Annotated in this window: 11 protein-coding genes; 2 read left to right on the forward strand and 9 right to left on the reverse strand. The window is 40.6% G+C overall.

Annotated features, from left to right (window positions below; translation table 11 throughout):
• Positions 1–45: 45 nt before the first annotated feature.
• From NSQ50_RS26380 to NSQ50_RS26405, 6 genes are all read right to left on the reverse strand, one after another.
• A complete protein-coding gene (locus NSQ50_RS26380) occupies positions 46–948 on the reverse strand; it encodes a carbohydrate ABC transporter permease (RefSeq protein WP_036685620.1) in 903 nt (300 codons plus the stop codon).
• Positions 949–1,007: 59 nt separating this feature from the next.
• Positions 1,008–1,976: an ABC transporter permease gene (locus tag NSQ50_RS26385; protein WP_036685395.1), complete on the reverse strand. Its 969-nt coding sequence runs from the start codon at positions 1,974–1,976 to the stop codon at positions 1,008–1,010.
• A gap of 84 nt (positions 1,977–2,060) precedes the next feature.
• On the reverse strand, positions 2,061–3,767 hold the full coding sequence (locus NSQ50_RS26390; RefSeq protein WP_036685398.1) for a sugar ABC transporter substrate-binding protein: 1,707 nt from the start codon (positions 3,765–3,767) through the stop codon (positions 2,061–2,063).
• A gap of 115 nt (positions 3,768–3,882) precedes the next feature.
• Entirely contained in the window at positions 3,883–5,418 is a 1,536-nt protein-coding gene (locus tag NSQ50_RS26395) for a response regulator transcription factor (protein WP_036685402.1), read from the reverse strand.
• Between the two features lie 17 nt (positions 5,419–5,435).
• Positions 5,436–7,238 (reverse strand): sensor histidine kinase, encoded by a 1,803-nt coding sequence (locus NSQ50_RS26400; protein WP_036685623.1) that lies wholly within the window; start codon positions 7,236–7,238, stop codon positions 5,436–5,438.
• A 19-nt stretch (positions 7,239–7,257) separates the two neighbouring features.
• Positions 7,258–8,796 carry a response regulator gene (locus tag NSQ50_RS26405; RefSeq protein WP_036685405.1) on the reverse strand — a complete coding sequence of 513 codons (1,539 nt, stop codon included), beginning with the start codon at positions 8,794–8,796 and terminating at the stop codon, positions 7,258–7,260.
• A 261-nt stretch (positions 8,797–9,057) separates the two neighbouring features.
• Between NSQ50_RS26405 and NSQ50_RS26410 the strand changes: the two genes are divergently transcribed.
• On the forward strand, positions 9,058–10,260 hold the full coding sequence (locus NSQ50_RS26410; protein WP_036685408.1) for an MFS transporter: 1,203 nt from the start codon (positions 9,058–9,060) through the stop codon (positions 10,258–10,260).
• Positions 10,253–10,918 carry a TetR/AcrR family transcriptional regulator gene (locus tag NSQ50_RS26415; RefSeq protein ID WP_036685410.1) on the forward strand — a complete coding sequence of 222 codons (666 nt, stop codon included), beginning with the start codon at positions 10,253–10,255 and terminating at the stop codon, positions 10,916–10,918. The genes NSQ50_RS26410 and NSQ50_RS26415 overlap by 8 nt, the downstream gene beginning before the upstream one ends.
• A gap of 38 nt (positions 10,919–10,956) precedes the next feature.
• Here the strand turns inward: NSQ50_RS26415 and NSQ50_RS26420 are convergent, their stop codons facing one another.
• From NSQ50_RS26420 to NSQ50_RS26430, 3 genes are all read right to left on the reverse strand, one after another.
• Positions 10,957–12,027 (reverse strand): bifunctional transcriptional activator/DNA repair enzyme AdaA, encoded by a 1,071-nt coding sequence (locus NSQ50_RS26420; protein ID WP_036685413.1) that lies wholly within the window; start codon positions 12,025–12,027, stop codon positions 10,957–10,959.
• A gap of 7 nt (positions 12,028–12,034) precedes the next feature.
• Positions 12,035–12,823: an isocitrate lyase/PEP mutase family protein gene (locus NSQ50_RS26425; RefSeq protein ID WP_076144560.1), complete on the reverse strand. Its 789-nt coding sequence runs from the start codon at positions 12,821–12,823 to the stop codon at positions 12,035–12,037.
• Positions 12,824–12,985: 162 nt separating this feature from the next.
• Complete coding sequence (locus NSQ50_RS26430) at positions 12,986–13,912, reverse strand: EamA family transporter (protein ID WP_076144605.1); 927 nt, start codon at positions 13,910–13,912, stop codon at positions 12,986–12,988.
• Positions 13,913–14,001: the final 89 nt, after the last annotated feature.

The raw sequence follows: 14,001 nt of genomic DNA on the forward strand, positions 1-14,001 counted from the left end.
TTTAACAGACAACCTTCCTATTACTTAATAGTGATTGCAAGCTCCTTATTCCTTCACGCTTCCTACGTTCATTCCAACTACAAAATACTTTTGCATGAATGGATAGACTAGCAAAATTGGAACCGAAGCAACAATAGTAACGGCTGCACGAATGGACTTTGGAGTAACCATTGACCCCGCTGACTCTGCAGTTACCCCTGCCCCGTTAGCTACACTTGCGTTACTGTTCGCATTCATACTAGATGATATTAGTTTCATTAATTCATATTGCAATGTACTCAAGTGTTGGCGGGAAGAAGTGTAGATAAAAGCATCAAACCATGCGTTCCATGCACCTACCGCGACAAAAAGGGCGATGGTAGCAAGAACAGGTTTACACAAAGGGAAGACTACTTTCATGAAAATCTTGAATTCACCTGCACCGTCGATTCTCGCGGATTCCATAAGACTTTCATGCAAGCCGCCAATGTAAGTACGGATGACGATCATATTAAATGCACTTATCATAGTCGGTATTACATATACCCAAAACGTATTAATCAAATGAAGATCCTTAATTAGGAAATAGTTTGGAATCAGACCCGCATTAAAATACATGGTTAGGACGAAAATAAAGGTAATCTGTTTGCGGAAAACATATTCTTTCCGGCTTAAAGTATAAGCAAGCATTGTGGTTAAAAATAGATTCAGGATCGTAGATATCACTGTTCGTGCTACCGAAATCCAAAAAGCAGGAATAATTGTACCAGAGGCAAAAACTGCCTTGTAGTTTTGTATGGTCCACTCTCTAGGCCATAGATAAATGCCGCCGCGGATGGTATCATTCCCCGCATTAAAGGAGACTGCTATAGTATTCAGGAATGGATACAAGGTAACAATAACTAGACAAACCATAAATATAGTATTGAAGGTGCCGAACACTACGGGTTCGAACCCCAAATTTCTCATCCGTTTTCCAGCATTACTTTTTGGAGATTTTTGAGGAATCAATTGAGTTTTTTCCATGATTATAACAGCCTCTCTTCCCCTAGCCGCTTCGAAGTCCAGTTAGCTAATAGCAGCAACGTTACACTTACGACTGTTTTAAATATACCACCCGCAGTAGCTAAGGAATAATTCCCTTGCCCAATCCCGTATTTCAATACAAATATATCAATCGTATCCGACCAGTCTACAGTAAGCCCGTTCCCTAATAAGTACGGAACCTCAAATCCGACATCCAGTACATGTCCTATGGACATTATCATCAGGATTACAATGGTTGGTCTAATTCCCGGCAATGTTACATTGAACATTTTTTTGTACCGGTTAGCCCCATCAATCTCAGCAGCCTCATATAAAGCTGGATCTATAGAAGCAATAGCAGCCAAGTAGATGATAGTACTCCATCCAACCTCTTTCCAGACGGTTGAAGCACCCACAATACCCCAGAAATACTTCCCTTCACTCAACCAAAGAATCGGTGAATCGATAAGATGTAATTTCATGAGTACGATGTTGATAATCCCGTCGTTAACCGAGAGGGAGACACCTACAATCCCTGTTACAATAATCCAAGAGAGGAAGTGAGGTAAGTAGGATATGGTCTGCACGGTTCTTTTCCAAAATACATTTTTGATTTCATTAAGAAGTAAGGCCAATGTTATTGCGGTTATAAATCCTAGAAAGAAATTAATTAATCCCATAGCCAGTGTGTTTCGTAGTACCCTTAAAAAGGTATCGTCCGTAAATAGAAACTTGAAGTGTTTCAAGCCAACCCACGTTTGTTCGCCAAAAGCCTTAGCTGGTTTATAATCCTGAAAAGCCATGGTCCATCCCCAGACGGGAACATAAGCAAATAATATAATATAAAGCAGCAATGGAACCGACATCCAAATTAGCTGTTTCTGATTCTTAATCAAATTCATAGTAATAGGTTGCTTCTTTTTTCTTTTAGGATGCCGGTTAACTTTTTTTCCCGTTAAAATCTCATCCATATATTTTCTCCCCACATCATCCATATATTTCAGAAAGTGGTTGGCTAATAAGCCACCACTTTCTGATTTTTAAGCATGCTCTAACTATTTAACACTCCAAGTATCAAATCTCCATTTAAGCTGTTCATTGATTCTGTCTTCGTAGGCTTTAACATCCGCTTTATTAAGTTCTTTAACAAATTCAGCCCAAACTTTATCGAAATCGGAAGGACTAGCCAAGATTGCTTTTGGCAAGAACTTGGTTTTAACTTCTCCCATCTTCGTATCGGCAATTTTTGCTGGAGAATTTTCAACAAGATCTATGGACCAAGCAGGGTAAGCTACTGGATTCGGTCCAGGCTTACTGAAGAAATCTACATAACTGTTGAATCCATATGCGTCGAGGACTTCCTTGTCAAACGCTTCCAATCCTGCCTTATATTCTTCTGGTTGGGCTGCCGCATCCGTTGAGTTACCGTCTGCAAAGTACCCTTGCATTTTCGGAGCGGTAGCATACCAAGCTTCTGCTTTGTTACTCAGCTTCCAAGTAGCATCAACTGCGTTATCCCGTTGTTCTTGGGTTCTCATAAAGCGGCCGTTTTCCACAATATAATCTTCGCCTTCAATACCCCAAGTGAGAGTTTTTTGCCAATCTTCTTGAATCAATGTGTCCATAAGTTTAAGGATTCTCACTGGATCCTTAGCATTGATAGTAATCCCGAATCCATTATTCAAGTTAAGCGCAGGGCGATCCAGATAATAATCTTTGGTGTTGGTATCATACACAAGAGGCAGACCTACATAAGTTCTCATATCTTTTTCTTGAGTCTTGAGTGAATCTTCTGCTTTACCAAAGTTCCAGTGCTGATCAAACATTCCTAGAACGGCTCCGCTGGACAATTTAGCTAAATATTGGTCATAATCCATTGTAAATGCTTCTTTATCAATAATACCCAATGCATTCATATCATTAAGCTTCTTATAGTACTGCTTAGCATAGTCTTTATCCGCAAAGATTTCTGCCACGTTATCCTTAACCACTACTCCGCCATCATTAGGATGTCCGATCAGATGCTGAGGAGCGTTAAACAATCCCCAGTTTCTCCAGTCTTTGTTATGAATTTCAAACCCAACTGTTGGTTGTCCATCAATGGTTGGATTCTTCTCTTTATACTTAACGATAAGATCGAAATACTCATCCAAAGTTTTAACCACTGGATAGCCAGCATCTTTAAGTACAGCTTTCTGAATCCAGAAAGCTGGGCCAGAGTAATAGGTTGAATTCACATCACCGTTATACGCACCATAGTTTGGAAGTGTATAAATATGTCCATCATTTGGATCCTTCATCATGTTCCAGTAAGCTGCGTAATGCGCTTTCAAATTTGGAGCGTGTTCTTCAATCAAGTCCTCGAGAGGAATAAATGCACCTGCTGCCGTCAGTTGGGTATTAGAACTCATTAGATCTGGATAATCCGAACCGGCAATCATAACGCCAAGCTTCTGTTTAAGATCTCCTGCCAAGAATTCGAAATTGAATGAGGCGCCTGTTTTTTCTTTAATCATTTTATAAATTTTATTATCTGGTGTTGGTTGCTGGCCTGCTTCTCCAAGAAAGATACTAATTTCGAAAGGTTCAATCTTATCAGAATTTGTTCCTGCTGCAGTTGAAGTGGCTGTTTCTGCTGGTTTGTCTTCCCCCTTAGCCGTCGTATTGTTGCTGTTATTTCCTCCGCACCCTGCTAAGGTAAAGCTTAGGGATAACACAGCAATCAGACTAAGTTTCCATTTGGATATTAACCTGCCCCCCATAAAGCACCTCCATATATTTGTTGGTGTAACAATGTTGTAAGCCCTTACAAGTTAAATTATAGAGGTGATAATCTTCTGAAAATACGCCAGAATTAAAGATGTACCCCCAAAAAGTTTAGGTATTAGTGTTTTTAAATTCGTTAGGACTCATATGTAGTTTTTTTTCAAATTGCTTGAGGAACTGACTATAATTGCCATAGCCCACTTTCTCAGCGATTTCACTATTTTTTAACTTATTTTGTTGAAGTAAATGTACTGCCTCTTTTATTCGGAGGTTATGCAGCTGTTCATTGAAGTTAATTCCGTTCTTCTTGATCAATAATTGTCCCAGATATACCGGGTGCAGGAAAAACACCTCTGATAGCCTCTTAATGGTAAGACATTCGCGAAAATGCTCTTCAATATAATTGTTAATCTCCTGAACAATCCCCTGTGATCTTAGGTTTTGTTCCTTAAGAAGGATATCAATACTGGCCTCACCGCAGAATAGCAAATTACGCATTAAGTCCGTCAAGGTGATCATTGAGTCTAACATCGCGGGAATTCTAATTTGATTAGATAAGGAGGACTCATGGACTTCACTGGCTTCCGAGGTAAACTCAATAATCTTATACATCATATGAATAACAATTTTCTTCACAACCTCTGGAGCGATGCGCTGCTCACGGAAACTGCGGGCTGCCGAGTTCACAGCTTGGCTAAAATCTGCGGAGTCCAGCGTATTAATAGGTCTTATCAAGTCATCCATCAGTTGAATTTGATCATAATGATAACTGAAGGGACTATCCTTAATCTCTTGATAACTCAGGACCTCTGCATTTTCAGGATAATAAAAATAATACATTAATGCTTCTTTCGCCGTTCGGTAACTGTTCCCGATCTGAAGCAAGGAGCCTACGCCAGCGCCAGCTGCAATATACAAAGCTTGTTTAGGGTGTTCATTCAGCAAGGGAGTTGCGATCTGATCGATCACAGCTCCCTCAGTGGACAATGAATTGTATCCGTATACGATTCCAAAACAATGACTCTCCAGATCCATCAGAAACATCGAATTTTTATCGGTTAGGAGGGCTGAGGCTTGCTCTCTGATCTCTGTATATAAAACCGGCTCTGTCTGTATCAGACAAATATTCCAATGGCTTTTCCCTTCCGATAATCGGTTAAGTACCTCCTGATTCGACTGCTCAGCTTTCTCATGCAGTATTCCTTTCAGGAGAGAAACAGCCTCCTCCGCGGAGGCTATTTGATTTAAACTGCGCTTCTGAGCTTCCTGCTCCAGCTCCTGATAAATCTCCAGTAATTCTTCTGCCGCTTCTTCTGGAAACACTGGCTTCATCAGATAATGATTAATTCCATAGTGTATAGCTGTCTTGGCATATTCAAACTCACTATAACCACTTAGTATGGCAAACTTAATCTCCTTAATCTCAGCTCGTTGCCAAGCTGCGACCATCTCCAGCCCATTCATTAGCGGCATATTAACATCCGTAATTACAAGATCTGGTTCGAGCTGTTTCATTAACTCCAGCCCCTCTTTGCCATTGCTGGAGGTTCCACATACCTCAAAGCCAAGCTCCTGCCAATCAATCCATAGCTGCATCGCTTCAAGCGCACTAGGCTCATCATCGATCAACAATACTTTGTATTTCATAGGGGGTCCCTCACTTTCTAGCTATTCTTCCGTTCCAGGAGTTTTAATGGAATATCAAAAGTGACAATGGTCCCTTCATCCGGAACGCTGCTGATATCAAAACGGACCTGATCTTCATAATACAATTCTAATCGGCGGTACACGTTGCGGATTCCGATATTCGTTCCCGAAGACGCTTCATTTTGCACATTACCTAATAATTCTTGCAGCTTCTCTGGCTCTATCCCTTTACCGTTATCAGAGACGGTAACTTTTAAGCGTCCCTCCTCCACTAACGTCTTCACTTTTATCACACCAAGTCCCTCTATGGCCTGTAGACCATGTTTGCAGGAATTCTCAACGAGCGGCTGCATGCTTAGCTTGGGAATCTTATATTGAAGCGACTGCTCATCGATCTCAAATTGATAATCAAATTTATCCCGGAACCGGAATTTTTCAATTTTTAAATACATCTCGATGAAAGTCATTTCTTCTTCCAGAGTGACGAGATCTTCTTTCCAGCTCAGCAGCCGTCTAAGTAATTTGGATAAACTCTTAATAATATCTGTAACATCCGAATAATTATTTTTAGTACAGACCACCAAAATGGCATTTAACGTATTAAACAGAAAATGCGGATTCATCTGGCTTTGCAGAAAATTCAGTTCAGCTCTTACTCTTTCCATCTCCAGATTATTTTTTTGAATCTCCAGTTTATATACATCATTGATCAAGGAATTAATGGTAGTGGTCATCCTGTTAAAATTACGGATCAGTCCCCCGATCTCATCCTGGCCTTCATCGATTCGAATCAGCTCAAATTTCTCATTGGATACTTTCTGCATATGTCTGGATAACCGTTTCACCCGATAATTATAGGATCTTAACATCACATATAAAAAAGCGGTTGTGATTAGCGTGACAATGGACGCCAGAATCCCTGCATAAATCCGAATCTCCATTATCGCTTGGGTAATACGCTCACCTTGTGTAATTCCTATTATCCGCCAGCCCTTTATATAACTAGCTCCGCCGACGGGTACAATATGAACGTCCTCCTTGCGCTCATCATCCTGCAGCTTGAACACGGGATAAGGTTCCGCGGTGCCTCTTTGATAGCCGCTTTGTGCAGACATAATAATCTCGTCCTGCTCGTTAACTAAATAAAGACTCAAGTAATCTTTTTCTCTGATAATCACGTCATATATTTTACTGAGATCCAAATCAATTCTAAGCAGCTTTTCAAACTTATTGTATGAGCTGTAAGCGTCCATTCGCTCAATAACACTCAAATAAGGCGCTGTAGAAATCACACTAGAGGTATCACTCATATGATAAGCGGCAAGAAACAGATGTTTATCCGCAGCCTTCGACTGCTTATACCATTCACTATTCATTACCTTTTCATTGATGACCTGATAGTTGCTGCCGGAAACAATGGAATCATTGTTCGTAAATACAGTAATCCGTTCAATCTGATTATTCACCGGCATATAGCTGTTCATGCGGTCTCTCAGCTGTTCATCAAAAGTGTCATAAAATTCAATAGAGTTCCCATACGTCCGCTCAAGCAATTCATACAGGTTCTTATCGGCAGAAAGCGTATAGCTGACAGCTACCCCACCTTCAATGAAATCATGAATGTCCTTTCGGGCTCTTTCTAAAGATATTTCCAGGTTCTGCTGCTCTCTCGATTTGATCAGATCGGAAATCCGATCCAAAAAAACAAGGTTAATAATAATGATAGGGAGAAGAACACCTATGATATAAATAAGGGAAAATTTATAATTCAAGGGAATATCATTCACTACTTTTCTAAATCTGAATTTTTTTCTCTCCATATGAAACACCTTGCTTCCCCTAGAGCTGTTGGTTCTTATTCTCATTTTTATACACGGATGGTACTACCCCTACAAGCAGCTTAAACTTATCTATAAAATAATCAGTGTTAGAGAATCCCACCTGCACCGCTATATCCGATATCTTTAGCTGTGTTCGTTTCAGCAGACTTTTCGCCTCTTCAATCCGTTTAGCATTTAGGTATTCACTAAAGCCCTGACCCGTTTGCTTTCTAAACAGTTGTCCCAAATAGGTAGAATTAATATGAAATTGTTGTGCCAAATCCTGAAGCTTTAATTTATTCCGAAATTCACGATCCACATACTGAATAACCTTGTAAATCGTATTTCGTTCATTCTGCTGCTCTAATTCAGACAGATAGACGGCAGCACGTTCACACAGACTTTGTACATAACGGCTTATTATAAAATAATCACTGAGTTCACCCAGATTTCCGTATTCTTGCTGAAGCTTAGTCATAATCGCATCCGGGTCTCCATTCATTTGAGCTATAATTCTACAGATCGTAAGCTCTAAATGGGCCACTTTTGCTTTTACAACTTCAAGGGTCAGCAGATTCTCGACGAAAGCAGCAAACGCTTCTTTAACACAAGGCTGGATTTGCTCCGTATCATTCGTTTGGACCTTATGCAGCAGCTGTCTGAAATGATCCTCATGAGGTTCTTCCTTTTTCAGGTTCCTAAGCTCACTATAATAAAAGACCCCTCTTTTCTGCTGGTGCGTTTTTCGTTTCCATACCTCAAGTGCCTGCCTATAAATCTCTCGAATAGAGCTCACCCCGACCATTCTGCTGCTAAGTGCTAGAAAGACCAGCTCCTGTGATTGTTCAGTGAGATCTGAATGCATCTGGTTGACGATAGTCTCCAGGCTCTCATTGCCGATAGAAGCAGACTGAAGAATGATCCCCGCTCTTCCCGATCCGTCTTGAAAGAAGCAGAAGTGTTCCTCGGAAAAATAATCACTTATCTGCGGTTGGAATGGATTCATAGAGGAGGCGGGTTCGATAAGAATACACATTAACTCTGCATCCGCTTGAAGCTTCAAGGTGTTTCGGGTTAGAAGCTCTAAATTTTCGTTATACTCCCCTTGGATCAGGCGGTTGATGATATTATTTACGATAAAAAATTGCTTTTTATCAAACTCCTCATTGGAAGCGATTTCATTTTGGATTATTGGAGTGATCCTGCTTAATAAAGCCTCTATTTCTTCATCATCAATGGGTTTTAATAAATATTCATTTACCCGCTGGCGCAATGCCGTGCGTGCATACTTGAAATCATCATATCCAGACAAAATCACAAATTTAGGAGGTTTCTCCATCACCTCATTCAACTTTGTAATAAGCTCAAGACCGTTAATTACAGGCATATTAATATCCGTGAGAACCAGTTCCGGTTTATTCTCCTGGATAAGCCTCATCGCATCCGTGCCGTTTTGAGCTTCACCACAAACTTCATAACCGAATTTTCCCCAGTCGATCATCGTCCTTAGCCCCTCTAGAACCCAGGGTTCATCGTCCACGATCAGAACCTTAAGCATGATGTTCGCTCCAATCTTATTAAGATAAGCCCGCGCTTTACACCAAAATATATAGATCATGCTATCATACTTGGATAATGATGTGAATTCATAAATTTTCCTTCTTTTGTTTAAAACAGTACTTTTTTTACTTGAAAAAACATACTAAAAACAGCGTATCCTAAATTTCAGACACACCTTTACAAGGGCCCATCATTCCATTATCATAGTTTACATCGAGTAAACCTTTACACAGTGTAAACTATATAGGAGGGCTATGATATGAGCAGCTTATCTAAGTCTGCTAGATTTCCACTTTTCATTCTAATGTTGAATCTATTTATCGCTTTATTGGGGCAAGGTATGGTCATTCCCATTCTACCTGAATATCTGAAACTGTTTAATGCGTCAGGGGCTGCCGCCGGATATCTTATTGCGGCTTTTGGAGCAGCACAGTTTATTTTTTCACCTATAGGGGGACAGCTTTCGGATAAATGGGGCCGAAAATCAATGATCATTTCCGGAATGTTTTTAACCGTCCTTTCAGATCTGATATTTGCTGTATCTACGACATTGCCCCTACTTTACATCGCTAGATTTATTGGGGGTATAGGTATCGGAATCATGGTCCCTTCCAATATGGCCTATGTCGCTGATATCACCACCCATGAAACCCGTGCAAAAGGTATGGGGTACTTGGGGGCTTCCATGAATTTGGGTATGGTACTTGGTCCAGGGTTAGGCGGGATTATCGCTGGGTTTGGCATACGGGTGCCTTATTTTTTTGCGGGTGGACTTGGGCTTATCGCTACGATACTTTGTTTTTATATGCCAGAGACACTACCAAAGGAAAAACGGAAATCCGTTAACAAATGGGCCCCTCGGGAATCCATTCGTAGTCAAATCGTAAACTCATTCCGGACGTCCTATTTCCGCTATCTTCTGCTCATTCTGATCATGACATTTGGTCTGATGAATTATGAAACGGTGTACGCCCTTTTTGTGGAACAAAAATACGGTTTTGATGCAACGAAAATCTCAATCATTATTACGGTTGGTGCTATTATAGGCATTATTGTGCAGATCTGGCTGCTTGATCATCTGATTAAGAGACTTGGCGAGATAAAGCTTATACGTATATCATTGGTGATGACCGCTATAACCTTATTGTTGATGATATTCAAGATCAATTTAGGTTATTTATTAGTTGTATCAGGTTTATTTTTTGCTTTTAATGCTTTTTTACGACCCACAGTAAGTACATTGATTGCCAACTCAGCTGGTGATCGACAAGGATATGCTGCCGGATTAAATACAACGTACACCAGTATAGGAAACATACTTGGACCCATTTTAGCGGGATTGATGTTTGACAAACATATTAATATTCCCTATATTTTTGGGGCAATTATCCTGGCATCTGCCTTTCTCATCACCTTACAAAAACCAAAAAAAGAGCAAGAAAGGAGTGTCGCCCATGACTGAGAACTGGCACCAGAATTTAAAAAACAAAAACCGGGAAGAATTAATTGCTGCGGCGAAGGATCTTTTTATGAAGCAAAGCTTTCTCAAAGTTAATATTAAGGATGTCTGCGACGTGGCTGGTGTAAGCCGGGTTACCTTTTATAAGCATTTCCAGTCCATGAACGAACTGATTTTTGAGGTCCAGATGGAAATTCTGGAGAGCATGACGCAATTTGTTAGAAGCGCACCTTCTTCAATTGAAATGAATGGTAAGCAAATGCTTGCTTCGATGCTTAATGCTTGGATTGATTATGCCCGGCAACACTCAGGTTACATCAAATTCATTCTTCTATTCGATTTGCATTTTGAAGCCTATGATTACAGTAAAGAACTCAAAGAAAATTACAGAAATTTTGTGATGCGGGGAAAAGAACGACATTTCTTAATGGATGCTCTGGAGGCCGGAGTTAAAGATGGATCGTTAAAATTTGATACAGAACCCTTATCCACTGCTCATTTCATCTTCACGTCTATGATGGGTTTATTACAGAAAATGAGCCTGATTTCCAAAGACGATTTCAAAAACGAACTTCAGGATATTCAAATTGCTAACCGATTTGTGGACATGTTAGTTCAGTATTTAAGTACAGAAAGTGATGAATCTCCTGCCTTGAAGTAAGGGGATCCATCACATTCTACGTAATAGAGAGAAGTAGTTTAAATGAAATTATTCTGATTTAAGGAGCGGTTAGACTCATGTTTGATTAACCATTCTTTTCTGGCAAGCCCGCCTCCATAACCACCCAATTCACCATTGCTGTTTATCACTCGATGACATGGAACCAAGATTGAGAGTTGATTGGTACCATTCGCCCTTGCTACAGCGCGGCAAGCAGAGGGATTATTGATTTTCTCTGCAAGCTCCTTATAAGAAGCTGTCTGTCCCAGAGGTATTTTCCGGAGTTCATTCCACACCTTTTGCTGAAAGTCTGAGCCCAGATAACGAACCGGCGTTGTAAATTCCGTAAGTTCACCTGTGAAATACAGCTTCAATTCCTCCTCAATTTGGTGAAGGACGGCTACCTTTTCAGGTAATATAGTTGCATTTAAGCGAGTGCGTAATCTTTTGATTTCATTTTCAAGACCCTTGCGATCCACAAATTCCAGCAGTAAAAGACTCTCTTCATTGGAGATGGCCAGCATGGAACCCAATATCGTTTCTATCCAAGTACAGTACAGCACTTTAATCTGCTTGGAATGATTCGGGACAGTCCCCATCGTTCGTGAAAAGGCATCCCTAAACCCATTGCTCGAATCGTACCCGCTTTCCAGTTGTGCGTTAATGATTGAATCCCCATTCCTAATATGTTTGAATGCCAGTCCTAAACGTCTAGAACGTGCATATTCGATAAAGGTCATCCCGAATTGTTTCTTAAATTGGCGGCGTGCCGTGTTTGCACTAATAGACAGCTCATCAAAATCTTTATCTGTCCATTTTCGTTCCGGATTGCTCTCAATAGCTTCTACAAGCAGCTTTACTTCAGGAGACATTTTTGTTGGATTGGATAACGGCTGACACCTTTTACATGGTCTATATGATGCTAATAAGGCTTCCTTGGCTGTAGCAAAAAACTCACAATTTTCTTTTAATGGCTTTTTAGCGGGACAAGTTGGCCTACACATGATCCCCGTTGTTTTCACTCCTACAAAAAATACGCCCTCATAATTCGAGTTTTTCTCGACCAGCATCTTATAATATTTATTGATATCCTGCTCATTAGTTATCATAGTATGGTTAGCTCATTTCTAAATAAAGTCCTGAGGCGTCAAGCGTTTGCCGGGCATTTTCCTGAAGATTATGTTGTGCCTGAAAGAAACTACGCGGGCCATAGCTAATCCGTTTCACGCCAATTTTTTGCAATTCATGATTTGAAAGCATACCGTCCATAACCATGATATTCACAGGCAGTGGCGATTTTTTGACAAATTGTTCAATCAAGCTTGGATCAGCGAGCCCCGGTATAAAAATCCCATCCGCTCCAGCGTCAGCATAAGCATAGGTACGTTCTATAGCTTGATTCACTAGATCCATCGAATGTTCCTTATCCTTGAAAAAAATATCCGTTCTAGCGTTAATAAACACACGCTTTTGCAGTTTGGAGGCTACTTGTTGTATGGTTTTGATCCTACGGCTTTGTTCGCTGGTCTCCCATAGTTCATTGTTAGGATGATTTACAATCTGATCTTCAAAATTGATACCACAGATGTCTAATTGAAATAACTGCTCCATGTTATGCGCTAAAGTATCCTCATCTACAGCATATCCACCTTCGATGTCTACGGTCAATGGAACCGCTACTCGTTCGGCAATCTTTGAAATCATCCAAAGCATAAGCTCAAATGTAAGCTGTTCACCGTCCGAATATCCCCACGCTTCCGCCATGGAATAGCTGCTAGTTGCTACCGCCTTTGATCCAGCTTGTTCTATTGCTTTAGCTGAGGCTACATCCCAGCAGTTGTACAGGATCAGTGGATTTTTTTGATCATGCAGCGTTTTAAAATAGTCATAGTTTTTAGTGTTCATAAGTGGTCACCTCCATTTAGTTAAGAATAGAACCACTATATATTAGACATCCATTATCGATACCAGAAAAATTAACACCAATCTTTTTTTCCACAAAAAAAACACCGATAGATAATCTAATCCTCTCAGGATCAGATCATACCATCGATGCCAGTTTGCCGATTAAAGTTCTACCTTACGGAGTGATTGTTTTGGTGATAGTTTGGATGACTTTTTCCCTGTCCCCATCGGTAGGATTTGTGGAGCTGCGATCCCGATCAGAACTACGATAATCCCGATCCAGCGAAGTAATGATACCTCTTCTTGCAGAACTAACACGGAGGCTACTACAGCTGCCGGTAACTCCGCTGCCCCTAAAATCGCGCCTAGACCTGAACCCAGCTTCGGAACCCCGATCGAAAAGAACAGAACTGGAATTACGATGCCCAACAAACCTAGAGGTAGTCCGTATTTCCAAAGCCCATCGGTAATCGCACCGTCATATAAAAACGAAGGAGAAAAAACAGTCATAATAATAACCATTGCACTAGTGGTCATATACAAGCTTTTATTAACTGCAGGTACCTGCGTAGCTACTCTTCCACTCACAAAAATATAGAAGGCAAACGACACGGCTGACATTAAGCCAAAAACCACACCAGTGGTCGTGATTCCACCTACACTCGGCTCAAGGATGCCCCCCGCTAATACCGTACCAATTAGAAGGATAACCATCGAAATCACTTTTTCCCGACTAGGAAGTTTTCGATCTACAACCGCCTCCAGAATTACACCGATCCAAGTAAATTGGAATAACAGTACAATCGCAATCGAAGCAGGCAATTGTTCAACTGCGAAGCCATAAAATATGCCAGTTAAACTGATGGTGATCCCAGCGGCTAATAATTTCCCGCCTGTTTTTAGCCCTAATTTCTTTCGGGAAAATAATAAGACCAGCAAGAGCAGCATACACCATCCAAAAAAGTATTGTGATCCTACCAATTGTTTCATTCTAAAGCCATCGTTCATTCCAAGCTTGACGATCGTAGAGAGTGAGCCATAACTACAAGCACCTAAAAAAACTAGTAAAGCATATTTGAATAACTTCATATTCATCGTAAACCTCTTCCCTTTCTCTTGAGCAAGCTCATTAACATAATAAAGCCCCTTGTCATCGAAATGACAAGGGGCGATTGAAA

It is taken from the genome of Paenibacillus sp. FSL R10-2788 (assembly GCF_038003885.1).
GTDB lineage: Bacteria > Bacillota > Bacilli > Paenibacillales > Paenibacillaceae > Paenibacillus_AQ > Paenibacillus_AQ odorifer.

Bases quoted from the DNA above. Each gene is read 5' to 3' on its own strand.
- NSQ50_RS26380 (WP_036685620.1), bottom strand. From the start codon at position 948: ATGAGAAATTTGGGGTTCGAACCCGTAGTGTTCGGCACCTTCAATACT.
- NSQ50_RS26385 (WP_036685395.1), bottom strand. From the start codon at position 1,976: ATGGATGAGATTTTAACGGGAAAAAAAGTTAACCGGCATCCTAAAAGA.
- NSQ50_RS26390 (WP_036685398.1), bottom strand. From the start codon at position 3,767: ATGGGGGGCAGGTTAATATCCAAATGGAAACTTAGTCTGATTGCTGTG.
- NSQ50_RS26395 (WP_036685402.1), bottom strand. From the start codon at position 5,418: ATGAAATACAAAGTATTGTTGATCGATGATGAGCCTAGTGCGCTTGAA.
- NSQ50_RS26400 (WP_036685623.1), bottom strand. From the start codon at position 7,238: ATGGAGAGAAAAAAATTCAGATTTAGAAAAGTAGTGAATGATATTCCC.
- NSQ50_RS26405 (WP_036685405.1), bottom strand. From the start codon at position 8,796: ATGCTTAAGGTTCTGATCGTGGACGATGAACCCTGGGTTCTAGAGGGG.
- NSQ50_RS26410 (WP_036685408.1), top strand. From the start codon at position 9,058: ATGAGCAGCTTATCTAAGTCTGCTAGATTTCCACTTTTCATTCTAATG.
- NSQ50_RS26415 (WP_036685410.1), top strand. From the start codon at position 10,253: ATGACTGAGAACTGGCACCAGAATTTAAAAAACAAAAACCGGGAAGAA.
- NSQ50_RS26420 (WP_036685413.1), bottom strand. From the start codon at position 12,027: ATGATAACTAATGAGCAGGATATCAATAAATATTATAAGATGCTGGTC.
- NSQ50_RS26425 (WP_076144560.1), bottom strand. From the start codon at position 12,823: ATGAACACTAAAAACTATGACTATTTTAAAACGCTGCATGATCAAAAA.
- NSQ50_RS26430 (WP_076144605.1), bottom strand. From the start codon at position 13,912: ATGAAGTTATTCAAATATGCTTTACTAGTTTTTTTAGGTGCTTGTAGT.